General features: G+C 36.4%; 27 protein-coding genes and 1 pseudogene. 14 read left to right on the forward strand and 14 right to left on the reverse strand.

The annotated features are described in order from the left end of the window. Positions 1-195: 195 nt before the first annotated feature. Genes CSEC_RS11020 through CSEC_RS11030 form a run of 3 tightly spaced genes read left to right on the forward strand, consistent with a single transcriptional unit; the run spans position 196 to position 1304 of the window. Positions 196-519: a hypothetical protein gene (locus CSEC_RS11020; RefSeq protein ID WP_041018539.1), complete on the forward strand. Its 324-nt coding sequence runs from the start codon at positions 196-198 to the stop codon at positions 517-519. After that, positions 509-766: a hypothetical protein gene (locus CSEC_RS11025; RefSeq protein WP_041018540.1), complete on the forward strand. Its 258-nt coding sequence runs from the start codon at positions 509-511 to the stop codon at positions 764-766. Before CSEC_RS11020 ends, CSEC_RS11025 begins: the two co-directional genes overlap by 11 nt. A gap of 25 nt (positions 767-791) precedes the next feature. After that, a complete protein-coding gene (locus CSEC_RS11030) occupies positions 792-1304 on the forward strand; it encodes a hypothetical protein (RefSeq protein ID WP_053332019.1) in 513 nt (170 codons plus the stop codon). On the opposite strand, the gene CSEC_RS11035 is transcribed toward CSEC_RS11030, so the two are convergent. Together CSEC_RS11035 and CSEC_RS11040 are read right to left on the reverse strand one after the other, a co-directional pair. Next, a complete protein-coding gene (locus CSEC_RS11035) occupies positions 1301-2311 on the reverse strand; it encodes an FAD:protein FMN transferase (RefSeq protein ID WP_053332020.1) in 1011 nt (336 codons plus the stop codon). The genes CSEC_RS11030 and CSEC_RS11035 overlap by 4 nt on opposite strands. A 12-nt stretch (positions 2312-2323) precedes the next feature. After that, positions 2324-3193, reverse strand: coding sequence for a bifunctional 5,10-methylenetetrahydrofolate dehydrogenase/5,10-methenyltetrahydrofolate cyclohydrolase (locus CSEC_RS11040; protein WP_041018541.1), 870 nt, complete (start codon positions 3191-3193; stop codon positions 2324-2326). Between the two features lie 151 nt (positions 3194-3344). Here CSEC_RS11040 and CSEC_RS11045 point away from each other — a divergent pair, with 151 nt between their 5' ends. The 5 genes from CSEC_RS11045 (at position 3345) to CSEC_RS11065 (ending at position 6652) form a co-directional block, all read left to right on the forward strand. Next, complete coding sequence (locus CSEC_RS11045; RefSeq protein WP_041018542.1) at positions 3345-3947, forward strand: hypothetical protein; 603 nt, start codon at positions 3345-3347, stop codon at positions 3945-3947. An 86-nt stretch (positions 3948-4033) separates the two neighbouring features. Beyond that, positions 4034-4651 carry a hypothetical protein gene (locus CSEC_RS11050; RefSeq protein ID WP_041018543.1) on the forward strand — a complete coding sequence of 206 codons (618 nt, stop codon included), beginning with the start codon at positions 4034-4036 and terminating at the stop codon, positions 4649-4651. 69 nt (positions 4652-4720) lie between these two features. Further along, positions 4721-5185 carry a hypothetical protein gene (locus CSEC_RS11055; RefSeq protein ID WP_041018544.1) on the forward strand — a complete coding sequence of 155 codons (465 nt, stop codon included), beginning with the start codon at positions 4721-4723 and terminating at the stop codon, positions 5183-5185. A gap of 71 nt (positions 5186-5256) precedes the next feature. Further along, complete coding sequence (locus CSEC_RS13390) at positions 5257-5949, forward strand: hypothetical protein (RefSeq protein ID WP_053332021.1); 693 nt, start codon at positions 5257-5259, stop codon at positions 5947-5949. Between the two features lie 160 nt (positions 5950-6109). Then, positions 6110-6652 carry a DUF2937 family protein gene (locus CSEC_RS11065; protein WP_041018545.1) on the forward strand — a complete coding sequence of 181 codons (543 nt, stop codon included), beginning with the start codon at positions 6110-6112 and terminating at the stop codon, positions 6650-6652. A 19-nt stretch (positions 6653-6671) separates the two neighbouring features. Here the strand turns inward: CSEC_RS11065 and CSEC_RS11070 are convergent, their stop codons facing one another. The 4 genes from CSEC_RS11070 to CSEC_RS11085 all read right to left on the reverse strand — a co-directional run bounded on the left by CSEC_RS11070 (position 6672) and on the right by CSEC_RS11085 (position 13423). After that, positions 6672-8951, reverse strand: coding sequence for a hypothetical protein (locus CSEC_RS11070; protein WP_041018546.1), 2280 nt, complete (start codon positions 8949-8951; stop codon positions 6672-6674). 455 nt (positions 8952-9406) lie between these two features. Then, on the reverse strand, positions 9407-9772 hold the full coding sequence (locus CSEC_RS11075; RefSeq protein ID WP_041018547.1) for a TMEM14 family protein: 366 nt from the start codon (positions 9770-9772) through the stop codon (positions 9407-9409). Next, complete coding sequence (locus CSEC_RS11080) at positions 9769-10512, reverse strand: dienelactone hydrolase family protein (protein WP_041018548.1); 744 nt, start codon at positions 10510-10512, stop codon at positions 9769-9771. Before CSEC_RS11080 ends, CSEC_RS11075 begins: the two co-directional genes overlap by 4 nt. 571 nt (positions 10513-11083) lie before the next feature. Continuing rightward, positions 11084-13423: a hypothetical protein gene (locus CSEC_RS11085; protein ID WP_041018549.1), complete on the reverse strand. Its 2340-nt coding sequence runs from the start codon at positions 13421-13423 to the stop codon at positions 11084-11086. Positions 13424-13706: 283 nt separating this feature from the next. Here CSEC_RS11085 and CSEC_RS11090 point away from each other — a divergent pair, with 283 nt between their 5' ends. Next, on the forward strand, positions 13707-14153 hold the full coding sequence (locus CSEC_RS11090; protein ID WP_041018550.1) for a DUF4019 domain-containing protein: 447 nt from the start codon (positions 13707-13709) through the stop codon (positions 14151-14153). Here CSEC_RS11090 and CSEC_RS12830 read toward each other — a convergent pair. Beyond that, complete coding sequence (locus CSEC_RS12830) at positions 14095-16287, reverse strand: mechanosensitive ion channel domain-containing protein (RefSeq protein WP_053332022.1); 2193 nt, start codon at positions 16285-16287, stop codon at positions 14095-14097. The genes CSEC_RS11090 and CSEC_RS12830 overlap by 59 nt on opposite strands. A 174-nt stretch (positions 16288-16461) precedes the next feature. On the opposite strand from CSEC_RS12830, the gene CSEC_RS11100 reads away from it, so the two are divergent. The 4 genes from CSEC_RS11100 to CSEC_RS11115 all read left to right on the forward strand — a co-directional run bounded on the left by CSEC_RS11100 (position 16462) and on the right by CSEC_RS11115 (position 20033). Further along, on the forward strand, positions 16462-17832 hold the full coding sequence (locus CSEC_RS11100; protein WP_053332023.1) for a UDP-glucose dehydrogenase family protein: 1371 nt from the start codon (positions 16462-16464) through the stop codon (positions 17830-17832). Positions 17833-17848: 16 nt separating this feature from the next. Continuing rightward, positions 17849-18745 (forward strand): polyprenyl synthetase family protein, encoded by an 897-nt coding sequence (locus tag CSEC_RS11105; RefSeq protein ID WP_053332024.1) that lies wholly within the window; start codon positions 17849-17851, stop codon positions 18743-18745. Between the two features lie 65 nt (positions 18746-18810). Further along, a complete protein-coding gene (locus CSEC_RS11110) occupies positions 18811-19512 on the forward strand; it encodes a sugar transferase (protein WP_079978056.1) in 702 nt (233 codons plus the stop codon). Between the two features lie 59 nt (positions 19513-19571). After that, entirely contained in the window at positions 19572-20033 is a 462-nt protein-coding gene (locus CSEC_RS11115) for a hypothetical protein (protein ID WP_154017695.1), read from the forward strand. Here CSEC_RS11115 and CSEC_RS11120 read toward each other — a convergent pair. The 3 genes from CSEC_RS11120 to CSEC_RS11130 form a co-directional block, all read right to left on the reverse strand. Then, on the reverse strand, positions 20030-20965 hold the full coding sequence (locus tag CSEC_RS11120; RefSeq protein WP_041018552.1) for a cation diffusion facilitator family transporter: 936 nt from the start codon (positions 20963-20965) through the stop codon (positions 20030-20032). The genes CSEC_RS11115 and CSEC_RS11120 overlap by 4 nt on opposite strands. 15 nt (positions 20966-20980) lie before the next feature. Further along, positions 20981-21346 (reverse strand): Spx/MgsR family RNA polymerase-binding regulatory protein, encoded by a 366-nt coding sequence (locus tag CSEC_RS11125; protein WP_041018553.1) that lies wholly within the window; start codon positions 21344-21346, stop codon positions 20981-20983. 72 nt (positions 21347-21418) lie between these two features. Further along, complete coding sequence (locus CSEC_RS11130) at positions 21419-23110, reverse strand: protease-like activity factor CPAF (protein WP_041018571.1); 1692 nt, start codon at positions 23108-23110, stop codon at positions 21419-21421. 184 nt (positions 23111-23294) lie between these two features. Here CSEC_RS11130 and CSEC_RS11135 point away from each other — a divergent pair, with 184 nt between their 5' ends. Further along, a complete protein-coding gene (locus CSEC_RS11135; protein ID WP_041018554.1) occupies positions 23295-23651 on the forward strand; it encodes a hypothetical protein in 357 nt (118 codons plus the stop codon). 429 nt (positions 23652-24080) lie between these two features. Here the strand turns inward: CSEC_RS11135 and CSEC_RS11140 are convergent, their stop codons facing one another. From CSEC_RS11140 to CSEC_RS13255, 4 genes and pseudogenes are all read right to left on the reverse strand, one after another. Continuing rightward, positions 24081-24395, reverse strand: a complete 315-nt coding sequence (locus tag CSEC_RS11140; RefSeq protein WP_041018555.1) for a hypothetical protein — start codon at positions 24393-24395, stop codon at positions 24081-24083. Positions 24396-24422: 27 nt separating this feature from the next. After that, positions 24423-24899, reverse strand: a complete 477-nt coding sequence (locus CSEC_RS11145; protein ID WP_041018556.1) for a hypothetical protein — start codon at positions 24897-24899, stop codon at positions 24423-24425. Positions 24900-25209: 310 nt separating this feature from the next. Beyond that, entirely contained in the window at positions 25210-25473 is a 264-nt protein-coding gene (locus CSEC_RS11150) for a hypothetical protein (protein ID WP_041018557.1), read from the reverse strand. Then, positions 25470-25799, reverse strand: a pseudogene (locus CSEC_RS13255) (hypothetical protein); the annotation flags it as partial. The gene CSEC_RS11150 and the pseudogene CSEC_RS13255, both read right to left, overlap by 4 nt.

Below are 25799 nucleotides of genomic sequence, written 5' to 3' on the forward strand. Positions count from 1 at the left end.
TTAAAGAGTTTATTGATTATTTTATTTTGATGCAACTAATGTATTTGTAATATGGTAATTATTAGTATTAATTTTAAAAAGAAAGGGATTTTTTTATAAAAATACTCTTTAGCGGGTGTAAAGATAATAATTTTCATCTATAATAAAGAAATAGTGAAAAAAGTTCAGGTTGGCTTTACCGGAGGAACTCTATAAATGGGTATTGAAGGTCCAAAAAAAAATCTTTTTAACCCGCTTCACCAAAGACCGGCGGGTCAAAAAATAGACCCGGCTTTCATAAAAAAAGAAGACATGCCAAGCTCTTCCGGGGAATCTGTTCCTAAAAAAAATCTTTTTAATAAAACCAACAAAGTGGAAATATTGCGTGTTGCGGCAAGTATAGGCTTTGAAAGGGAGAGATTGCCGGAATCAATCTTATTTCCCTGGCTTCTAAATGATAAAAAAACAAGAAATGAAGCTGTAAACTTGCTCTCGCGTATTATCGGGGATAGAAAGAATAGAGGTCGTAATGAAAAGTAAAGCAACACAGGAAGCTGAAGTCTTTGATGAAGAGTATGACGGTCTAATTGAAAAACTTGCAAAGGCGATGGTTGAAAATCTCGAATCTACTTATTCAAATGAGTATGAGCCTTTTGAAAGTTATAGAAATCGAGTCCAGCTGAAGTTTTTTAAAGATATTCAAAATTTTTGCAAGAAGTTTAAATCAGGTCATCAAACTCTTCTTGAAGAAGTTGAAAAAGAAAACCCTGCTTCCAAGAAAAAATAACGCCTAATTCTTCCTGGAGTTCCTAATGGAAAATATAGAAGAATTTGAAATACCGGAAGAAGTTGTCGAGAAATTAAAAAACCCTGAAGTGATACAAAAACACGTAGAAGATGGGAAAACCTTTCAGGAAATTCTAGAATTCAGCGCTGAAAAAATGGAAAAATTTTATCAGCATGCTAAATTTCTTTTCGATCAAAGCAAATATAAAGAAGCCTCTGAAGCTTTTACCTTTTTAACTACCCTTAACCCGCTTATACCTAATTATTGGATTGGACTTGGGCTTTCCGAGCTTAGTCAAGAAGAATACCATGGGGGGCTTCTTAGCTTAGCTATGGCTATAATGAGCGATGTGGCAAACCCTTTACCTCATTATTATACAGCTTTATGCTATCGGGCACTCCTTCAACCTGAAAGCGCTCTACTTTCTTTAGATTTAGCTCTTATGCATGCAGAGGAGGATGAAGATCTACATAAAAGAGCAACTCTCCTTAAGGAAAAGATATTCGAAGAAAAAAGAAAGAAAAGAGAATCCTCTTAATTTTCTAATAAGTTGCGAGAGGTCATCCAAACTTCAAGGTTTGGAAAAAGTCCATCCAAAGAAAAAATTCCCTTTAAAGCTTCCTCATAGTTTGGAAAGAGCATTAAGCTTGTGGCAATAGCATCGGCTGCCATGCAGGAATTTGCTTTAACGGTCACAGAGCATAAAGACGCAGGTGTAATGGCAAGGGGTTGTGCGGTTTTTGGATCAATCACATGGCAAAGTTTTAGCTCTTTGCCATTATCGGTTTTTAGAGTCCAATATTGCAAATAATCACCGCTTGTTGCCAAAGCATCCCCATCATTTAGATTAATAAAAGCTATAGCTTGATTTGGATTTGAGTCGTCAAGCTTAGCTATAAAAACACGCCAGGGCCTGCCGCTTGGATGTTGGCCTTTCACCTTGATTTCTCCACCCCATTCAACATAAAAGTTATTAAGCCCAAGTTCTTGAAAGCGGTCTACCAATAAATCGACGGCAAAGCCTTTTGCGATACCGCCAAGATCTATTCTCGTTAAGCTGCTATCTTTATAAATAAAATCTCCGTCAAGATGAATTTTATCCCAACCGAGGCCTCTTGAAAATAAAGTAAGCGTGTCCCTATCGGGAAGTTGATGATTATTTAATGATTCTTTCCAAATGTCTTGAATGGATTCAATCGTCGGATCAAACTTATTTTCCGTAAGTTCAACAAAAAGCGAGGTTGTTTTAAGAAAAGAGGAAAGCTTTTTAGAAATAGGCTGTCTTTCGTTTTTTTGAAGATCGTTGATTTTTGAAAGTTCCGAGTCCTTATTCCATTTGTTATAGAGAGAATCAATTTCATCAAAAGTTTCACTAAGCCTTTTTTTTAATCCCTCAAGATTTTTTTCACTCAATTCTTCAATAATAATTTTATAAGGCACTGTCATGGCAACGCCTGTTATTACCATCACTTCCGGTTCTTTAACTGGCCTATCGCAAGAGAAAAAAAGGGTTGCAAAAAGAAAAAAAGGTAGAATTTTTTTCATAAAGCTTTCTTCCTATTTGTTATGAAGGTGAAACCCTTTCAACGTGTTATGAATTAGCATGGCAATAGTCATGGGTCCAACTCCTCCGGGGACAGGAGTGATATGCTCGCATATAGGGTGGACGTTTGTAAAATCAACATCTCCAACAATCCGATACCCTTTTTTTGCTTGAGGGTCTTCTATGCGATTGATACCGACATCAATGACAGTGGCGCCTTCTTTTACCATATCGCTTGTGACAAAATTTGGCTTGCCGACGGCCGGGATAAGGATATCGGCTTCTCTTGTAATTTCTTTTAAGTTTTGTGAAAATCTATTAATTACCGTGACTGTGCAATTAAGGTTAGCTTCCCTTTGCATGAGAAGCGCAGCTAAAGGCTTTCCAACGACGATGGATCGTCCGATGATCACAACGTGTTTGCCGTTTATATTTCCGAGTGTTTCCTCAAGTAAAAGCTTAATTCCAAGGGGAGTGCAAGGGACAAATCCTGAAGTATCGCCAATTAATAATTTTCCCATATTGAGCGGATGAAATCCGTCGACATCCTTATTTGGATCAATAAAAGAAATGACTTTGTTTGAATCAATATGAGGGGGCAAAGGCAGCTGGACTAAAATCCCATCCACCAATGGGTCATTATTTAGTTTTTGAATTTCTAGAAGAAGATCTTTCTCGGAGATATTTTCAGGCAGGCTTCTTTTAAAGGAAAGCACCCCTACAACCTCGCAAGCCTTTATCTTACGATCGACGTAGATGGCTGAGGCCGGATCATTTCCGACAAGAACAACGGCAAGTCCAGGTTTTCGTAAAAGTAATTCTGAAACTGCAGTCTTAAAGCTCTGCAGGTAATTATGGCTTATAGTGCTGCCTTGAATGAGCATAAATTCAACTTCTTTTAATGGTTTAAATTAACTATTGTAGCGATCGCTTTTTTAGATTTCCTTAAGTTTTTTAAAGACTCATTTTTTCGCCTTGTAGTTTTTAGAAAGCCTTGCTAGATTTTGCCTCGTTTATCCAAGCAAAGGAAAAAAGATGCAGAAATCAGAATCTTTAGATGCTCAAAGAAGCCCGCAACCTTTTTTTGAGAAGAATAATCCTATAAATTTTGGAAAGTTGGTTGGAAGAGAGGTAAAAGACGATTCTAGGCTAGAAGAGCAAAATGAGTTTGTTAAAAATTTATTTCATCGAATTTTAAGTCTTGAAAGCGCCTTAAGCGCCTGCAAAGAATCCCATAAGAAAAAAATCGCCAAAATAAATTTTGAGTTGGAAAAGTCCTCCAGAACGCAGCAAATTAAAACAGCCGCTATTCAAGATTCCCTGGAAGATATAAAGGGGATTCTCAAGGGGTTAAATCAACAAATCAGACACTTGGAAAATGGTCCGGATCAAGTTTTTATGGACTCTATAAATGCTATGAATACCCTAAAAACTCAAGTTTCAATTCTCGAAAAGAACATAGCAAAGCGCTTAGAGGATTTAGAAAGCGAGGTTGAATATAATGCGAAAGAAACCTCAATTGCTTTTGATAAAATTTGTCTTACAAAAAGATATATCGAAAGTAGAACAGGGGAAGAGTTAAGCGAGAGCAATATAGGCAAACCTAATAAGATCAAAAAAATGAAAGCGGCTCTCTAAATTAAACTAATAAGTTTTTATTTTAACCACGAAGCCTTTAAGAATCGTTGCTTGAGTGCTCATGTTATATTCCTAAGGAAAAAAAGATGCAAAAAGTTGAACACGTAACTGTAGTCAGTCCACAACCTTGTTTTGAAAGAGAGGAATCTTCTAGCGGAAATTTGGAAGGAAGAAAAATTGAATATCTTTTTAAAGAAAATTTAAACAACAAAACAAATGACCATGTGATTTTCTTATTAGGTCTTATTATTGAACTCGGGAACTTACTAAAAGATGTTATCGAACGTCAAGAGAAAGAATCAGAGGAAATAAAATCTAAATTTGCAAAATCTTCTTTGGAAATAGCAAAACTCCAAATAAAATCGAACACTTTAGATAGCGAGCTTGAAACTATCGTTGATATTCTTAAAGGTTTTAATCGACAAATTAGTCATTTAGAAAATTGTGCAGATCAAATCTCTCAGGACTCTATAAATGCTATAAATGTTGTAAAAACTCAACTTTCAATTCTTGAAAAGAACCTATTAAAAAGAGTAGAGGAAATGGAAAGCGAGGTTGAATATAATGCGAACGAAACTTCAAATGCTTTTGATAAAATTTGTCTCATAAAGAGATATATCGAAAGTAAAACAGGGGATGATTTAAGCGACAGCAATAATAGCAAGCCTAATAAGATAAACAAATTTGTGAAAGCTGCGCTTTAAGATTTAATTATCTTTTTTAAAAAAAGAGTGGTAATTAGATTTTAAAATTTTTTTAAAAGGAAAAAACTTATGTTTTCAAAAAATTTTAAGATTTTTTTACTCTCTTTTTGCTTTTTTGGGTTTTTTTCTAGCGCCTCCCTTAAAGCCTATGAAGACATTCCGGCTTGTTTCAAAGATTTAGAACGCAACTTCTTTACAAGAAAAGACGTATTTCAAGCCCTGGATATGTATCCTTTAATGGTTTACACAAGCACATGGGATGCGATTTATCAAGAGATTAAATATCAGTCAGCATCCATTCCGGATAGAGTTAGAGCGGAGGCTAAACTGTTAAACCCCAATCCCTTGCAACATCCGTTCGATCCCAAGAAATCCTTAGATATCCTTAAGGTTGTTCTCTTTACTACTTTTAAAGAAGCTGTTCTAAAATATACTGTTGAGCGTTTTGATGGCGCTATGGAAACTATGTTTGATTACCTATTGGAACAAAATGAATATCAATGGCAATTATGTCTTCGATCTAAAAAGAGATAAGGATAGTCATTCCAAAAAAAATCTTACTCATTTAGATTAGCGGATTAACCATAGAATTTGTAGGAGGTTTTGTGAAACGTATTAGACTTATTGCTATTGCCTTTGTTGCGGCTTTGCAATCAATGCAATTTAATGCATCTCATGCTGAGGAAGTGCAAGAATGTTCAAGAGAATTATTGTTGTCTTATTTCCCTGAACCTTTTGTAAAAAATTCGCTCGATAAATTTGATGTGAATCAAGCTGAAAGAGCAAGCATTATCTCCGATCTTGAAAATCAGGATCAGGAAGTAATCAAAAAGGTTGAAGAAAAAGCCTCTCAAAAAGATCCGAATCCTTTAAAGACGCCTGTTAAGAGAGAAGAGGCGGTAAAGCTATTTCGTGAAACTTTATTTGAAGTTTTCTCCGATGTGATGAAAAAACATGGAGAAACCGATGATAAAAGAATTCAATTAATGCTAGATGATATTCAACATCAAAAAGCTAAGTACTTTGTTCGATGCATGGAACAGCAAAGAGGCAGCATTATTCCAACGCCTGCTTTGAATAAAAATAAAGAACCGGACACTGAAGCCGCATCAAAAGCGTCTTTAAATAAATCAAACCCAAGTAGTTATGGGGCTGATGACAAAAATAGTAATGACGACGACGATGATGATGACGACGATGACGACGAAGATGATGACGATGACGATGACGAAGATGATACCGATAGCGAAACTGATCATACTGATAAAGAATCGCTTAAGTCAGACTCGTCTTATTAAGCCCCACCTTAAGTACCCTTGTTTTTAACAAGGGTATTTTTTTTAATTTTTCAAAGCAGACCTTTCTCCACTTTTCGTAGTTTTTTGTTTAATTTTGCTTGTAAATGGTACAACTCGCTATAGTAGGGTTTAAGAATAAACTGTATTTCGGAATAAAATAATGAAAGAAAAAATAGTAAAAGCCTTTGAAATTATTACAGTAATTATATGTGCTCTTTTGTTTGCCCAGTTTCCGCTGTTTGTAAATGAGTATCAATTACGACTTGGCGGCCATGTCGATGAGCTGACTTATCAAGTTTCTTTAATGAGGGATGCTGCCAAACAATCAAGCAAAGATCTTGAAGAGTACATTTCAAAATTTGTCACAAGTAAAGATGAAGATTTTGAAAGGCAAGGGCAAATCATGTTTGCCATGTCGAAACGTTTAGAGGCTCTTTCAAATGCTTATGATTCTTTAAGAAATAGCTCGGCTCTAAGTCGTCCTTTTGCCTATTTTTTGAATGCCGATCCGCAAATATCTAAAAATGCTCTTTCCCACCATCGCTTGGGCATTCCAATTACTTTTGAAGGGGCTATTTATGCCATCATGGGGTGCTTTTTTGGTCTTTTTGTCTTTAGAGGCTTTTATCGCATGTTTGAGAGGGGAATAGACGCTTGGCAAAGCAGAAGAAGAAAACAAATAGGCACTCAGGAAAAACCTTAAGTGCCTATATAATTAATGCTTATTTGCCTTTTCGCTGCAAACTTGCATCCTTTTCTTTCCCTTTTGATTCAGTTTCTTTTTCTTTACCGGCTTCTTTTTTTTCCTCTAAAGGATAGGCTATTGACCACTGGTCTATCTCTTCATCCCTGATGCCGCCGCCAACTAAAGGAGACCGATTAAACCAAGTCTCGGTGATATGCTCCCCATTTCTTTTGCAAGCATCATGGAGCCTTTGGACTTCTTGAACTGCTATCCATAAGCTTTTTGTGGAATCCGTTTGATTATATTCAGAGAGGTTGCTTTGGATCGCTTCCAGTTGATGAGATCGATTACGATGCTCTTCTAAATAGGGTTCATAATACATACCTTTCACTTGTTCCGGGTTCATTTTTAAAATGATCGCTATCTGCTCAAGTCTTTTTTCCGGAATAACCGGGTCTAGTTCCCATTTTTTTACTTGCTCTTCGATGGCATTTTTTAGTATTTCCACATCCGGCATCAATAGAGTCTTTTTCCTCATTAATTCACCAAAAGTGGCTTTAATGAGTTGATAAGAACTTTGGAGCTCTTTTGCTTCGATCTTTCTCAAATACCTTCTTGTTTGAGCCGCAAACCCAATAAAAGCTCTTAATGAATCCACTTCATATTGAAGCGAAATCATAAGAAAGCTTTGTCTTAAAGTTGGAAGTTCTATAACTGAAAAATCAAGGAAATGCTTTCTTAATTCTTCAAGTTGTTCCCTTACTTCTTTTGTAAATTCTGTTTTTTCAAAAGCAAGAGTGTTGAATAAAATAAAATTTCCGTGGCTATTTAAGGAGTCTTCAAGACCTTTCCACTGCAATAGAATCGTCTCTAATAATTTATAACGGCTATTATGAGTATCTAATTGTTTTTCTAATCTACTTGCTATTTCAGCAGAACCAATACCTTTTAAAGCATTTGACACTGAATTAATCGCTTTCATAGGAACATCTGACACACGCTCTTCGCCGTTTTCAACTTTTTCAAGAAGAGCTAAGAAGAATTCTTCAAAATTCTTCTTTTTTTCAATCATGGTTTGTACAACCGTCGACCATTTCTTTTTGGCATCTCCGAAATCGCTAAATTCAAGGTTATTTTTGGATCCTTTTTCTTCTGCAAGCTTTCTTTTTATGTAATCCAAAGTACCTTCTAATTCACCTTTTTCTCTATGAAGATCATTTAGTTCATTCTTAATAGACTCTTGCCACTCTTTAAAAGTTCTCTTAGGGGTAGCTAGAGTGTCAATTTTTTGAATATTCAATAACTTATAGAGTTGCTCAACTTTTTTGTTGCAGTCTTGAATGATGATACGAACTGCTTCCTGGGTTAGCTCTACTGAATCGGATTCTTTCTCTGTTTCCTTATCAGTGATTTTGTCTAAGCTTGCCCCAAGAGTTGTGACAAGAGAACGCGCAAGCCTTATGTTTGCTTCTTTTCCTTCTTTTTGAGAAACGACCTCCTTTAAGTTCTCAAGCTTTGAGTGGAGAGTTTTAATTTCTTCTTGTTGCTCCTCAAATTTTGCCTTTTGAGCTTCTTCAAGGTTTTTAATTTTTTCTAAAAGCATTTCCTTTTCAGAAATTTTTTGTTTTAGCTCGGCATCAATTTTTTTAAGAAGTTCACGATCCTTAGAGAATTCTGAAGCTTTGCCTAAGCTTTCTTCTCCCAACTTGATAATTTGGTTCCTTAAAACCTTTTTGTCTTCTTCCAAAGCTTTAGCTTGAGCTTCCAACTCTTTTATTCTAGATTCGTAAGAGCTTTTTACTTCTTCTTCTATAGCTTCCACTTCTTCTCTTTCTAAGGCAGCTGATAAGGCATCTTTCAAAGAAGCTTCATCTAAACTTGCGTTACTCGCAATGTCTGGAAACACTTGCATAAACAGTTTTACACTGGGGCTAAGGACGGACGATTCAGAACTTGGTGCTGTCACGCATTTTTCGGTTGTTTCTTTAGGCGGATCTTTAGGAGAAGCCTCATCAACTGGAGCAGATGATGTTTCCTGAGAATTACTTTTTTCACCCGCATTTAAAGTAACAGCAGGTTTTGAAGCTTCTTGAGCTAAGACAGGCTGTGATACTTTTTCAATAACTTTTAATTCAGTGTCTTTTGAAGAATTAGTTCCGCCCCCGTTTCTATTTCGGCGTTTATGCTTTCTCCCATTTGATGTCCCTTCTGCTCCTGCCGTACTCTTGTTAGGCGTTTGCGGTATAGGGGGCATGTAGCTGCCAAGTGTATTTGGTGGTAAGGTAGCTCCAACTGCTGTACTGTCTGGTGAACCCATTTTTCCTCCTAGGTTAAAAAAACAATTTAAAAAGTCAAGCTTGAAACACATTGGTTCTTGATATCGTTGTTAAATTTTATGGTTCTTAAACCTCCAAATCGAAAGCTACTTAATGGAAATTTAAGAAATCCGATCGTTCTTACTTACTTTGGCTTCAGGTATTATTGGTCTAAGTGTTTGCCAAAAAAATTAGAAACCTATTTATATCTATATAATGGCAAAAACTACGCTTTTCAGGGCTTTAAACAAGTACTTAAAATGGTTGTTTTAAATTGAGTATGAAGTTTGTTGTAACCGAAGAGATCATTTAATTTAAGCAGAAAAATTTTTTGTCTTGTAAAACAATAATTTAAAAATGAGGTGTTTTTCATTACAAGCGCCTTCGTTTCAAAACTTTGCCAGTGTTGAAATTTAGCAAGCCTTACCACTATTCTTAAACAAGTTATAAGAGTTGGCTATTTAGTCTGATTTAAGGGTTTTGAAGGCCAACGGGTTTTATTTCGAAAGTAAGTCATTACAAGCATAAATAAACTTAAAATAGCCATCATCCCGGCAGGAAAAAATTGAAATGAATGGCTATATCGATAGCAGAAAAATAAAAAAAGAAAGGAAGCTATGACTACAAGTCCCTTTAAAGCGACAGGACGATTTTTCCAATAGAAAAGAGATAAGGCAAAGATAAAGAAACTAAAGAGCGTTCCGGAGATAAGCGAAGGCATGCTATTTTTTAAAATATAACCAATGAGCCCTCCTGTCAAAATGAGAGCGCCATAACTTAAGAAAAGTACTAGAAGGGGTCTATCGCATAGGTTGTCTTTCATACATTACCTCTAAAAACATTCATAAAAAAAAGACGCATTTCACTCCAAGATCGCTTGTCGACCTCAGGATTATAAAGCATGCCATTTTCAGGGTCATGAGCATCAGGATTTGTGAAAGAATGTGCGGTCCCGCCGTAGATAATAAGCTGCCAATCAATATGGAGCTTTCTAAATTCATTCTTAAGGTTAAGAAGGTCTTCTTCTGTGACTAAGGGGTCTTCATCCCCATGGAGAATTAGAGCGGACGCTTTAATGTTTTCTGCATTTGGAATTGGGGTAGCCGCAAGATCGGCTAAATGATACCCTAAGACGCCATGAAAGCTAACGACGCCTTTAACAGGAGAGCCGCTTCTAAGCAATTCTAGAACGGTTAATCCGCCAAAACAATAGCCAATTGCGCCAATGAGATCAGGGTCCACAAAAGGAGATTTTTTTAAAGCCTCAAAGCTGCCTTGAATTCTTTCCCTCAATAATTTCCTATCTACAAATAGGGGAGAAATGAAATTGAAGGCTTCTTTTTCATCTGCTGCAGATTTCCCGTTTCCAAAAACATCCGCGACAAAAGCGGTGTAGCCAAGTTTAGCGACTTGCCTAGCTTTATTTATAGCAAACGAGTCCATTCCCTTCCATGTGGGAACGATAAGAATTGCAGGAGGTTTTTTTGCCAGACCTTCATGAGTTATTAAAAAACCCTTGAAGGATTGGTTACCGACAGTGTATTCCAGGTTTGATTCTTGCATAAGTTAACCTTAAAGAATAAAAAGTAAGAAGGTAACTTATGTGTTTATTTCGAGAAAGTCTTTTTTTTTAATGGGCTTCTTTCGAAAGCCGTTAGGGATTTCGAAACAAGTCTAAAACACACTTCTTTCGAAAGCCGTTAGGGATTTCGAAACAAGTCTAAAACACACTTCTTTCGAAAGCCGTTAGGGATTTCGAAACAAGTCTAAAACACACTTCTTTCGAAAGCCGTTAGGGATTTCGAAACAAGTCTAAAACACACTTCTTTCGAAAGCCGTTAGGGATTTCGAAACAAGTCTAAAACACACTTCTTTCGAAAGCCGTTAGGGATTTCGAAACAAGTCTAAAACACACTTCTTTCGAAAGCCGTTAGGGATTTCGAAACAAGTCTAAAACACACTTCTTTCGAAAGCCGTTAGGGATTTCGAAACAAGTCTAAAACACACTTCTTTCGAAAGCCGTTAGGGATTTCGAAACAAGTCTAAAACACACTTCTTTCGAAAGCCGTTAGGGATTTCGAAACAAGTCTAAAACACACTTCTTTCGAAAGCCGTTAGGGATTTCGAAACAAGTCTAAAGTCTTCCTTTTTGAAAAATCAAAGACAGATTTTGAAGTGTCAGTTCCGTTAGTGTTGATTTTATCTCTGTTTTAGCCAAATATTCCGCAAAGGCTGACCTATCATAGATTTCTTTTAGCTCTAACTCAAAGGTTTTGCTTAAGCCCATCGTTTCCAAATTATCAAGGGCAAGCATTCGAAAGTTTTCCTCATATTCGTTTTTTTCAATTTTCAGAGATTCAAGCGGGATGTCTCCATATAACCCAATCGCATGAAAGTCTTCAATTTCAACTAAGTCCCAAACTTTGAGCAGATCTATAGTTTCTTTTAGGAATATTAAAGGCAGAACTTTCTTTGTCCTTTCTGTAAGTTCTAGCTTTATTTCCTCTTGCATGAGATAGCCTCTTAAGCTTGACAGACTATAAATTTCTTTTTGCTGCAGATCGTCTGTTTTACTTAACCCAATCGCCTCCAAATTTGCAATCGCAAGGCTTCTAAGGCTTGTTTCGTATTCTTCGTTATTAAGTTGAAGATGATGGGGGGATATTTCACCATACAGGCCGATAGAGTGGTAGTCTCTAAGTTTACTTATAAACCATTCCTCGAAAAGGTCGAGAGTTTTTTCAAAATAAATCAGAGGAAGATTTTGAAGCGTTCTTTTTTTAAGCGCGGCTTGAATGTTTTTATCTGCTAAATAGCTTGCCAATACTTTTTTATTATAAATTTCTTTTTGCTGTAAGTCTTGTGTGCTGGCTAAATTAACCGCCGCCAAATTTGCAGCAGCGAGCTTTATAAGTCTTACTTGGCATTCGTTTTTATCAAGGGGAAGCTCCTTAAGAGCTATTCCTCCATAAATACCAAACTTATGGTAGTCTTCAATCCCGCAGATAGACCATTGTCCAATAAATTCTATAGTTTCATCAAAGAGGCTATCTTCAAAAATGATGCGATTTAGGATAGCAAGAAGGGCGCCGCCTGTTTGCTCTTGTGTTGATTTTTCAGTTAATCGCTTTAAGAAAATTTCATGTTCATGAAGCAAGTCTAAAAGAATTACATGCTGCGTTTCAGCTTTGGATAGAACCTCTTTAAACAAGTCTTTAAATAAATGGAAGGTTTCGATTTTTAAACGGACATGCTGTCTTAAAGAATAAATTTCTTGTAAATCTAACGAAGAGAGATTGTTGCCGGAGAAGGATCTAAATTTTTCGGCATAAGCATCGATCCTGTCTCTTAAAAAATTAGAAGAGAGGACGAGCTCTTTAGATAATTTCTGAAATCTGCATTCGGCAAGTTTGGGCCTTCTTTCCTTAAAGTGCTTAAACAACAAATTAAGTTCAGAGATTCTATCTTCAGAGGCGCTTACGACAGCTAGAAAAACCTCACCTTTTAGCGAACAAAGAGTGATCGCTAATTTTTCAAAAACCGTCTCATCTCTTAAAAATTGGGTGATTAACGAGAGTACTTGAGTTTGCTCACAAATTCTTGCTGCCGCAGTTATTTCTTTTAATCCGGGAAGCTTTTTAAAAGCAGCCGCTAAATGCTCTTCCCAATTGGGGCCAAAACTTGGTAAAAGGTAGGTAAAAGGTTTAACCTCAGGCATTTCTAAGCGAGGAAAACAAGAATAGTTTGGTTTATTTTGTTTTAAGCAACTAAGTTTTGAAAGGTCGCTTTCGCTTTTAGATTTCTTAAGCGTTTTTCGGGAAATCCTATTTTGTATCAGTCTTTTATTAAGAAGGCACGCCCGGGTCACGGCAAAAGGGGCTAAAGATCGAAAAACAGGGCTTGTTAAAGCTGCTAGTGCAATACTTGGAATAATTGGCAAAGATTGCTTTTTTTCAAAGTTGCCGCTTCTTATTTGTTCAATAGTTGGAGTTTCCAGCACTTTTTTAAGAAGATTTTCAAATTGATTAAAAGCAAGCTCTGTCTTTTCTGAAAAAAGCTTATCATCCATTAACCTAAGCTTCACGATAGCTAAATTAACATTTAAAATGGGCTCAACGATTTTCTTTAACCTTTCTAGTAGATAGCACCTTTCGTCATAACGCACCCTATCAAGCGTCTCATCTAAGCTTTGACGCCATTCTCTAAATAGATTTTTGAATTGCTTGTTTTTGTCTTGGGAACGGTTAAAAATATTGCTCCAGGATGATTTTTCTGCGCCTTTCTCTATTAAAGAAAGGACGTCTTTTCCCTCATCAAAAGCTCTAAGCTCCGGGAATAACTTTGAAAAATGATCTTCTTGATAACTTACAAAAGAATGGCCCCAGTTTCGGACTTGGGATCTAGAGCTTAAGTATAGGCCGGCTCTATATTGTTCTGTATCGCAGTTAATTGTAAGCGGATCATCGCCCCACATAACTTAAACCTCTTCTTTCTTGGTAATCAATAAAGTTTAAAATTTTCTTTTGTCTGATTGATATTTCTTATTCTTTATCGGATAAATATTTTTCGATAAAGCATTTAATTTTTTTTATTAACATTAGTTGATTTGATTATATTGATTTGAACCAAGTAAATAGTTGTTTGTTTACTATCTATTTAATAATTCGTAAAGAATGATCCTTGCCATGATAAAATCTAGACAGTAACTTAAAAAAAAGATTAAGTTTAAGTTTTGGATCTGATGGAAAATTTTGCTCATGAAATTTATTTTTGCCTTTTTTCTCTTGTTATCAGGGTCTCTTATTTCCTCGGAAAGAGAGAGTTTTGCGAGGAGCAAGGAAGAAAGCTTATTTTTTTTACAGCTAATTGATTATGAGGCGTATGATGAGGCATGGGAAGAAAGTTCGCCTATCTTTAAAGAGCTTTACCCAAAAAGAGAGTGGATTCGTTCGCTTGATAAAGAACGTTTGCCTTACGGGAAACCGGTTGCAAGAAAGATGACTAACCAGCTTCGAAATGTGAATCCTAGATATTTTCCAAAAGGAACTTATATGATGTTCTCGTTTAGGACTCGATTTGAAAAAGGCATTGAGATCGATGAGCTTTTAAACTTAAAACAAGACAATCAAAATAATTGGAAAGTCGTTACTTATTATTTTCAGAAGGGTTGGAATCCTGGGGATGGTTGGAATCCGAATGAATGATGTGAATCTCTCTTTTCGGGACGGGAATCACAATCTTTTCATTATTAAGAGCTGTTTCAATAGCCCAAAGATAGTCTGAAGAGGCTTTACCGAATCGTTTTGTGTATTGCTCTGAAACCCAAACCACAAGCTCGAATTCAAGGCCGTTTTCTCCAAGATTAAGAAGCCTTACTTGAGGCTCCGGGATGCCAATTCTAGCAAGAGTATGAGGTACTTTTTTAGCAGCTTCCACAACCACTTTCTGAACAAGCTCCTTATCTGTTCCATACGCTGTTTTAAAGGGAATATGAAAACGCCTGTAAGGGCTTTTCATGGTCCAGTTTAGAACCTTCGAGCTTATGATTTCAGAATTCGGGATTAAGACATCAATGCCGTCATTGTCTGTAATAACGGTATTTCGAACATTGATTTCCCGAATTTCTCCTTTAAGTCCCGATTCAAGTTCGATATAATCTCCGACCTTCAGATGGCTTTCAAAAAGAATAATGATTCCCGAAATAAAGTTATTAAATATCGATTGGAGGCCAAAACCTAGACCCACCCCAAGCGCGCCTGCAACAAGTAAGAAGTTGGAAAAATCAAACCCGAGAGTCGAAAGGGCAAAAAGCATTCCGATAGCAAGGAGAAGATAATTAATAAGCCTTGTAATACGATAAACGAGAGATTTTTTTATGCCTCGCCGATTGATGGCAAGATTGGTTAGAGCTCTTAAAACAATTCTTGAAAGCCAAATGGTTGCAAAAATAATAAAGATAAATTGCAGGATATTTAAAAGCGTGACAGGGTTTTTACCGATATAAAATAGCTCTTTTTTAAAGCTATCCTGAAAAGATTTCCAAATTCTTTTTCCAAAATCTAAAATATCCTGGAGCCATCTCTCACTGGCAGCGCTTTTTAAAGAAACTTGCTTTTCTAAAAGGGTATTTATAAAAAGAGTGTCTTCCATCTCATTCTTTAATTTTTGGATAAGAAGAAGGTTATCTTGAGCGGTTTTTAATATATTGCGCTGCTTTTGATTAAACCCTTCAGAGGAGGTTTCAAGCGGCTCTTGAGAGAGAAGCCCGCCAAGCCTTTGAATTTGTCTTTCTGATAATAATTGCCATTCAAGCGATTTTTTTCTTATGGTGTTTAACTTAGCTCTATTAGAGTAGATGATTTTCCGAATCTCTTGCAAATTGAGGGATTGACTTGAGAGAATGACTTTACTCAAATAATATTCAGAAGAGGCAAGCAACGCTTGATTGTGTAATAAAGCTTCATTTATTTCAGCGCGATCTTCTTCAATTGAAGCAAGCAAGCTTGTTTCAGCATCGTTTTGGGATTCGGAGAGGATTCTTGTTTCTTTAGCTTCAGCTTGCCTTAGAAGTTCTTTCGATAAAATCCATTTTTTTTCTATCTCTTCAAGTTTAGAAAAGAAAGCGTCGCTTTGCTCTTCTGTGCTGAATAAGTTGGCATTGGCATTATTAAGACTTGCCTCTAAAAGGGAGATCGTTTTTTCTTTTTCAAGAGCCCTCTCATTTAAATTGATAAATTTCAATCGGGTAAGCTCTAAAGTAAGCTTCTCTAAAAAAAGTTGAATGCCTGAGACAAGCTTAGCTTCAGAAGGTTCTTTGATAGACTCATAAGTTCTTTTTTGCTTGATAAAAGCATCCTGCAAAGAAGCGAGCTCTTCTTTACTGTCTACAAGGTCATCTTGAATATTTTTTAATTCGATTTCGAGCGTTCGAATAGTTCTTTCTATCGTTAAGGCCTCTTCGATGGAATAGGTTGATAAAATAAGGGGAGGGGCTGTTTTCTGCGATGTTTTTGCTTCTAAAAGTTGTTCATAGGATTTTAGATTTAGAGCAATTTTCTCGATGATGGGCTTTAAAATTTTACTTGAGTCTTGAGACACTTCCTGCAAAAGAGTCTTTAATTCCTCTAGTAATTTTATATTTTGATTTTTGAATTCGGCTATAGTTGATATTTTAAAATAATTGTCGAGATTCTCAATGTTTAAATCGAGAAAATTAAAAGGCGCTTCTGAAACAGGCTTTAAAGGGGAGGTTTCTTTCTCAATGGCTTCATCTGAAAATCCCTTAAATTCAATAAAAAGGGATAGGCAAAGTAAAATGATGAAAGTCAATTTTCTCATAGATAAAAGGGAGGCCTTTTCCAATAAAAATAGTATTTTAGAGAAATACAACCAAGCTGGCCATTACCTCTCTTTTTTAAGCTGGCACGAGTAATCGAATCCTGTGTATACTTTGCAATAAATCTTTTAAAGCTAAAAGAAAAAATTTTAATTTAAGCCTTTCGGAGACTGAAAATGGATATTCTTGTGGTCGGAACAGGGTATGTCGGACTTGTTACAGGAACTTGCATGGCTGAAATGGGCCATAAGGTGATCTGCATCGATATCAATAAGCGGAAAATCGATGACTTAAAACAAGGAAAAGTGCCTATTTTCGAACCGGGTCTTGAAGAAATGCTTAGGCGTAATCAAGCCGCAAAAAGGCTTCATTTTTCAACGGATTACGACGAGGCTTTGGCACGCTCTTTTGTCTGTTTTATCACGGTCGATACACCGATTAGCGCTGAAGGGACGGCTAATTTATCCCAGCTTGATGCCGCATTGGAAACCATCGCAGAAAAAATGGTTGAAAAAAAAATTATCGTATTAAAATCAACTGTTCCCGTTGGGACAGCCGAACATGCCAAAAAGCTCATTTCCAATATTTTAGAAAGTCGTGGAGTTGAGATTCCTTTTGAGGTCATTTCAAACCCTGAATTTTTAAAAGAAGGGAATGCGATCAATGATTGTCTAAAACCTGATCGCGTTGTGATCGGAGTTGAATCGGAAGAGGCGCTTGAAATTATGAGAGAGATTTATGCGCCCTTTATGATTTCAAGGGAAAGACTCATTATTATGGATATCAAATCTGCCGAGATTACCAAATATGCGGCAAACATGATGCTAGCTTTAAGAATTTCTTTCATGAACGAGCTATCCGAGTATTGTGAAAAAATGGATGCCAACATTGATAAGGTGCGGCTTGGAATAGGTTCAGACCATCGTATCGGCTATCATTTTCTATATGCAGGAGTAGGTTTCGGTGGCTCTTGTCTTCCAAAAGACATTAAGGCCTTTAAAGCTCATGCCGAGCATAATGAAATACCGGTTGATATTGTATCTGCAATCGATGCCGCAAATGAGAGGCAAAAAAGAAAAATGTTTAAGAAGATTAAAGATTATTTCAGCGATCTTTTGGGGCTTAAAGGAAAAACTTTTGCTATCTTAGGGCTGTCTTTCAAACCGGATACCGATGATATGCGTGAAGCGCCATCGTTGACCCTTATCGACGATCTAAAAAAAAGCGGAGCTTTTTGCCGTCTTTTCGATCCCGTTGCAAGCGCTAAAGCAAAAGAGCTCCTTGAACCATCGCCCCTTATTTATTTTGCTGAATCAGAAGAGGATGCGGCTAAGGGTGCAGACGCGATTGTTTTGATAACAGAATGGAAGCAATTCCGATTTCTTGATTTTGAAAAAATTATTCCTTCTATGAAAGGCAGAGCCTTTTTTGATGGAAGAAACCAGCAAAATCCTGAAAAAATTACCCAGCTTGGGATGGATTACATTTCAATAGGTAAAAAAACTTTCTTCTCAAATCAACCCCTTTTGGGCATCAGTCATAAATGATAAATTTTTAAGTATTATGGAAAAGTTGATCGAAAAAAAGATGTCTTTAGACGAAAAACGAGCTCTTATTAATGCAAGGCTTTCAGAACTTGTCCCGGAAACTTCTAAAGAGCATGCCCTATTATTTGAATCCGCAAGGTATTCCTTGCTTGGCGGTGGAAAGCGGCTAAGGCCTCTTTTGATGCTCTCTGTTACAGAGGCCTATGGTTTAGATTGTACTTATGGGTTGGATGCTGCTTGCGTTCTTGAAATGATCCATACCTATTCTTTAATTCATGATGATTTACCTTGCATGGACGATGATGACTTAAGGCGCGGACAACCTACTTTGCATAAGAAGGTGGGTGAAGCGATTGCATTACTTGCAGGGGATTATTTGCTCACTCATAGTTTTGAAGTTTTATCTAAGATGGCGGATGTTTCATCCGACAAAAAAGTCGCTCTTATTCAAAATCTTGCTAAGGCAGGAGGTGGCTTTGGAATGATAGGGGGTCAAGTGATGGATATGGAATCCGAGTGTAAACGGAAGCTTTCCTTAGAGGAATTAAATGTCCTCCATCAAAAGAAAACAGGCGCTCTTATTATCTGTTCTTTACTTTTTGGAGGAATTCTTGCTGATGCGAAAGACGCTGACTTGCAAATTCTTCTAAACTTTGGCAGGTGTTTAGGAGCTGTTTTTCAAATCATTGATGATGTTATAGATGTAACCGAGTCTACCTCTACCCTTGGTAAGACGGCTCTTTCTGATGTCAGCAATAATAAACTTACTTATGTATCGCTTCTCGGTGTTGAAAAAAGTCTTGAAAAGGCAAAGGAATACCAGACGGAAGGATTAAAATACCTTGATGAAATGAGTATAGACACGGAATCTTTGCGATTGATAGCGGATAGTTTTATCACTCGGAAATGTTAATCTTTACAAAGAAACCTTTCTCCTGTTAAAAAAATTTGAACCTTAAATTAAAGCATTTAGCCAAAATGAACCTAGACACAGTAACCGATCGATTTTCTTGCAAAGACGAGCTCAAAAAAGCTGATTTATTCTTAACGGAATGTTTTAAAGTTAAACACATTTTCATTAAGCGAGTGTTTGACTTATCTTTTAGTCTGCTCGCTCTTTTTTTTCTGTCCCCGTTACTTTTGTTAATTGCCTTATTGATTAAATTGACCTCTAAAGGGCCCATCTTCTTTCTACAAGAACGTATAGGAAGAGGGGGAAAGCCTTTTATCTGCTATAAATTTAGAACCATGTATGCCGACGCTGAATTTCGGCTTTCTGATTTATTAAATTCTTGCTCGCTTCTTAAAAAAGAATGGGAAGATAGTCGAAAATTGAAAAAAGATCCTCGAATAACAACGCTTGGACACCTTCTTCGCAAAACTTCTTTAGATGAACTTCCCCAATTTTTTAACGTCTTGAAAGGGGATTTAAGTGTGGTAGGACCAAGACCTGTTGTCAAAGATGAAATCATTTCTTACTTCGGCGAAAAAGCCTATAAAATTTTATCCATCCGTCCCGGAATTACGGGCATTTGGCAAGTTTCAGGAAGAAACGACACTTCTTATGATGAGAGGATTGCTATGGATGAAAAATATGTCGATACAAGAACTTTTCTTTTGGATCTCAAATTAATTATAAAAACTGTCTATAAAGTTTTTAATCCAAGCGGAGCCTATTAGTTTTGAGTCTCGATAGGGTTAAACTTTGGCCGGTATTTTTTATCTGCTTCTTCTTTTTTATGACACTCCCCATTTTTTTACCGAAATTTAGAATCGATGTTTTCGTTTCTCTTTTTGTGATCGCGTGTTACAAATTAAGTCTTTTTGAGTGCTTGTCGCTTGTGATTTTAACGGGCTTCCTCTATGATCTTTTTGCTCCTCAAGCTCATTTAGGAGCGACCTCATTTATTTTCTCCTTATCTCTTCTTTTAATTTATCAGCAAAAAAAACGGTTTTTTAAAGATAACCTTTCAACTTTCCCTATCATGTCTTTCTATTTTTCAATTACTTCTTCTTTTTTTCGGATCTTTTTCTATGAAAGGGAATTATTTCGGCAAATCGACCTTAATTGGATCTTTTCTGATTTTATGCTGATGTCCTTTGCTGATTCCGTTTTCGGTTTTGCAGTCTTTATTCTTCCTCTCATTTTATTCAAGGGAAGGTCGAAACCCGGAAGTGAATACTTCTTACGCGAAACTTAGTGGTCGTCTTCATAGTAAGGCTCAATATGGACGATGACATCCCGGACGCTTGGCCATTCTTTTTGAATTTCATAACGCACGCGCTGACTGATCTCATGGGCTTTTTCAACAGAAAGCTTAGGGTCCACTTCAATATCAATATTGACATGGGCATCCGGGCCATACTGCTGAATTCTTATCTTTTCTGTGCCAAGAACCCCTTTCACATCTAAGCTTGCTTGTCTTACGATATTAAAATATTTTTCTTGAGGCTTTTTATCCATGAGCTGCTCTGCGTTTTTCCGTATGGCTGAAAAACCGAGAAAAGCCATGATAAGGCTGATGCAAAGAGCGCCAATCTTATCAAATAGAATAATTTCTTTTTGCAATACAGCCCCTGAAAAAAGGGCAATGGCTGCCACAAGGCTTGTTAATGAATCAATCCTAAAATGGTAGCTTTCCGCTAATAACACGGGGCTATCTTGTTTTTTGGCTTGATAAGAAATGTATTGATAACTGGCTTCAAGAAGAAGAATGCAAAAAACAGGGACTAAAAATAGATACCTGGCATTTTCTTTCATCCCTTGATCATGAGTTAATTCAACACTTTGCTGAAGTCCCATTCCGATGCCTATGGCAACAAGAAGAAAGCCAAGCTGCATTCCGGCTAGAGGCTCATATCGGCCATGACCATAAGGATGGTCTCTATCAGGGGGTTTTACAGCAAGTTTTATAAATATGAATAGGAGAATAGAAGACACTATATCAATAGCTGTGGCCAAACCATCCATGAAAAGAGAGGCGCTTCCATAATAAAGATAGGCAAGCATTTCAACGAGCACAATAAGGACTCTTGAGGAAATACCGAAAAATAAACTCATGGTCAGAGCGCGGGCTCTTTCATTTCTTGCTTTTTTTGCGGAAGGGGGGGGTTTTAAAGCTTTCGGAAACATCAATAATACCTAATTTTAAGAAAACGCTTGATCCCATTCCGACTCTTTAAAGCCGAGAAGTTTAATCTTGGGTGAAATAACAAAGGGTCTTTTTACAAGCATCCCTGATTTATTGAGAAGCTCTAAAGCCTCTTCGTTTGATAGCGTTGGAAGAAGGTCTTTTAAGTTTTTATCCTTATACTCATTCCCTGAAGTGTTAAACAATTTTCTTACTTCCCCGTTTTTTTCATCCAACATAAGCTTTAGTTCCTCTAAGCTTGGCGGCGTTTCTTTAATTGGAATGGCTGCAAAGGGAATATTGTTTTCTTTTAAAAAGAGAATTGCTCGTTTACAAGTGGAACAGTTTTCTAGGATATAAATTTTAATTGGTTCTTTATTCATGAGTCTACTGGCTTTTTAATTTTAGAGCTTAAATTGGCCCGCCAAGTAAGATTTTGGGCGGGCCGATAATACCTATTTAATAAACAAGTCATCAACTGCTTTTAAAAGAGCTTTTTTTAAAGGCTCGCAATCGGTTAGGAGATCCTCGGCTGTTAATTTATAAGGAATATCCGGTGTAACGCCTAAATTTTCAATAGGTTTTAAATTGGCTCTTTCGGCAATCGAGCCTGTATAACGGTAGTTGGCAATCCCTAAGATATTCGGGAAGTCAGCTGTAGCTATATAACCTCCGGCACCGGCAGTCCTTGATCCAAATATTTTAGCTCGCTTAGCATCTTGCATAATAGCCGGAAAAAAATCGGCGCATGAAAAATCAAGCGAGTTTGTTAAGATAAGAATATCTTTCGTATAGCGGCATTTTGGGTGAGGGTTGATATAGTCAAATCCAGCTAAAGAAAACGGCTTTGTGATGGATCTTCCGGCATTCCATTCGTCGATAATATAGTTATAATAGTTTATAAAGCATTGAGCCGTTTCAAAATCTACCGGGATGCCTTCGAGGGTGTCTCCTATTACTTCCTTAGCTTCAAGATCGGATTGGATCTGTTCTAAAATAGGCAAAACAATCAAAGACAGCATGACCTCTCTTTGCGTAATGCTCATTTTATGCTTTGGGGGATAAAGAGGTTTATCGGTCAGCATCGAAGCTAAAGCATAAAGATAAAAAGCGGATCCCCCCGGATTATTGACCTGATCTATAATCAAAGCGTCGCTATTTTTTTGCATAAAGGAGATCAAGGTTTCAAATTCTTCAATCTCTTCGGCTTCTCCATGATAGGAAGGGATGCGTAAAAAACCTATTTTTTTGTTATTATGCTCAAAGAGGTAAGCATGAAAAATAGCGGACTGCTTAGCTTCCCATATTTTTTTGCCAAGAGCGGGTATGTAGCTTATCTTAGAGCCGACATCATGCGGCCCCTCTTCAAAATCAGAATTGGCTTCTTTTAAGATAGGCCAAGAGGCTAGCTCAAATGGTTTTGCTATAAGTTCACGGATATAATCTTTATGGGTATTTTCTTGAGAGATCGGGGCTTTACGCGGAGATATTTTTTCATCAAAATAATCCCACTCTAGATTTAAAACCGAGGCTTTTTTATTCTTATGTTTAATTTTTAATTTTACAGGTCCTTTTGGAACGCTAAACCCAAGGGCTCCGATCCGAGAAGTCAAATTTACTTCGGCCAGACCATAATCGGTTTCTTCATTGGAGGAGAGCATTTCTTCATTTTTTAGTTTTGTGACTACTTCGTGGACAGGCTTTCCATTAAATTCCAAGAGTTCATCCCCAATTGCAAGGGAATGGTCATTAATCCTATCCTTATCAACCCAAGTAATAAAATACCTGCCTTCAGCTCCTTTCACTTTAAAAGGAAGGCAAGCCATTTCAGTGGAATAAAAGGTAATAGCGACATGGTAGTCTTTTGTTGAATTGAAAAAATCTCTTAGTATTTTATGAAAATCTTTTAGAGGCAAAGTTTTATTTTTGCTTTGCTTTTTTATTTTGTCTCTTGCTTTTTCAATTTCCCGGTTTAAATCCCAGCCCGCATGTTGTTTTTTCCAATCGCTTGGAGCATATTGTACTTTAAAGGTGTGCTTAATGATGTCAAGCGCTTCATGCATCATAGCTTCATTAGCTTTCATTGAAAAAACTTGGAAAGGTAGTAGTATGGCCATCAAAAAAGAGGTCACATTTTTCAAATTCATTTTAAAATTCCTTAAGGATTTTTATAAGAGACTTGAGAGATTTTACTTCTCAAAATTTGATTTTGTCAAAGAAAATAAGAGGGTCTAAAATTAATAAGAAATAAATATTATGTTTGTCATGAAAAGACATTTATTTTTATTATTGCTTATTGTTTTTTCCATAAAAAAATAAATAGGATCTTCAATGACTCCCATTCTAATGTCTTTTGTCAATTGTTACTATGCTCAAAAATTAGGAAGAGGGGACGCTCTTGCCAAAGCCGTGGCAATCTCCTCAAGTAGCAAATCCCGAATTAAAAATAGCCACGTCGCATACATTGCAGGAGCTATTGTGATGTTAGCTATTGCAAATTTATTTTCGAATGAAAGCAAAAAAAAAGCTGTAGAAAAAATTTTATCCTTCGTGACGTCATTCCCGTCTGTAAAATTTAAATTTTTTAATAATTTTGACACTCTAAGCCCGTCTACCGAAAGAAAAAATTCACTCTTTTTTCCAAAGGAAATTACTTTCCCTTCGGAAAATAACTCTGTCATTCAGTAGCGGAGACATTGGGAAGTAAATCCAGTAAGTTCCTGGATTTACTTTATTAGATCATTCTTTGAGTAATGAACCAAAAAAGCGTTACTAAAATTATTTTTAACTAAAAATTCGTCTAAACTTGCCGGGTTAGGGATCCAGAGGCCAATGTCAGGTTGCTAATAACGCCTTCCAAAATAATAGAGGCCTGACTCTTCATCAAAACGCTTGCTTGAGAATCTCCAAGGATTTCTTAAGGAAGGAAGGAGTCGGTTTCACCAAAAGCAGTATAGCGATACGTCTTACCGGTTGCAAATGATGAAAGACAGTTGCGAACATTGAACATCCTTATAGGAATCTCGTAAACTAAAATTGTCTTGAGTTAGTTACTAGCAATTTTTATTTAAAAATTATTCATTATGCTTTGATGATTCATTATGCGTTGATGTAACATTACGACTCTAAGAATCTTGCCCATTCTTGTTTTTTATTCTTTATATACATTTGTATTGCATTTCTTACAGCTGCTGGAAATCTACTATAAACAAGAAAATCAAATTGATTCTTTCTTATCCAAATTTCAATAATGGATTCGCCACAAGCATCTAAAAGAAATTCATTTCTATTCGAGGAGGCTACTTTTAGCAATGCATTTAAAGCTTTATCGTCATCAAAATTGCCTAAGTCCATTATAGCATCATGAATTTCATCTTCTCGAGCGGTTTCATCAAAAATTATTTCAATTAAATAATCAATTCTGTCTGCCATAAGCCTAAATCTCTGTAAATTTAATACCTAATACCTTATTTCTAAAGGTAGGTGTGTGCCCACTTCCTTTCCTCCTACCTTACCTGTAAATGGGTTAATGTATTGACCATGATTGATTCTTGCATCAAATCTTGGGATGTTACTACCACTTTGTAATCCTGGTCTGAAACTTGCTTCAGGTTTAATAATGACATGCCAAGTTCGGGTTTCAAGATTTCCCCATTTTTCAGGACCTCCATCGTTCGGAAAACGTCTCCAGCCTTTACTTTTAGCCCAACCTCTTAAACTTCTAATATTAGTTTGTCCGATTTCAGTTAAATTTTCTGCTGCTTGATGAAATCGATTTAGATGATCTTTAACTAAAATGCGTTCAGCGATTTTGTTAGTATCCTTGGATACTTTGTTGATCGTCTGACGGGTAAGCTTTTGCGAACACCAATTACAAGCTTTTTTTGTCGATTTGTAAACCACACTTCCAATAAGTTGATTGCGCGCATAGTTCATGCCGCTTGTAGCAATGGTTTTGGCGCTATTGCCAACTAAGGAATAGACGAGGCATCCTTGATGGACGATGGAGGAAATGTCGCCACTTAAAAGAACTGTCGGATCAATCGATCCGGTACCATTTAAACCGTGAACGGCAGCAGCTAATAGGGAGCCTGCAAGAGCACTGCCTGTATTTCTGTAACTAGAGGCACAAGATAAGGAAGAGAAAATTCAAAGTGCATATAGAGCTACGGGTACGATATAAAAAGCCTGCCATCCGGGTCAATAATAGGAAAATCAATTTTTATAAAAAATATGTTTTCATTAATCAGTCTATGAAAAATAAATCGATTAAATTTTCAAGCATTTCGCCTTCGTTGGTTAATTTATAGTTTAAATCAAAACCATATAATTGAAGCTGTTCACCAAAAAGATCTCGAAGTTGATCCGCATCATCTTCAGATATATTTAATAAATGTTTTTCTTTATTAATTTTATTTGATGATTTTATGACGGTTATTAACCTACTTGGTATGTATTCAGATTGTATTAAATATTTATATTCATTTTCATTTAATTTAATTTGTTTCATTTGTTTCCTGCGTTTAATAGTTTATCAACTTTTCTAGAAGAAGTAGCGTTAACTGAGATAATTCTTCTAGTTTCTGGATTAATAACTACTTCAGCTTTTGCTCCAATAAAACGTTGGCTAGCTCTTCCATAAGCATCAATTTTTATATCATTTATTTTGATAGGATTTTTTAACGTGTCTAATATATTCTGTGGATTAATTTCTCTTTGAATTGCTCTATTAACACCATGCTGAGTAAATCCTTCAATTTTTAATGATTGAGAAGCTTTTTCTAAACTCACTCCATCTTTTAGCAAGATGCGTTCAGCGACTTTGTTAGTATCCTT

Origin of the sequence: Criblamydia sequanensis CRIB-18 (assembly GCF_000750955.1) — a bacterium.
In the GTDB taxonomy this organism is placed as follows: domain Bacteria; phylum Chlamydiota; class Chlamydiia; order Chlamydiales; family Criblamydiaceae; genus Criblamydia; species Criblamydia sequanensis.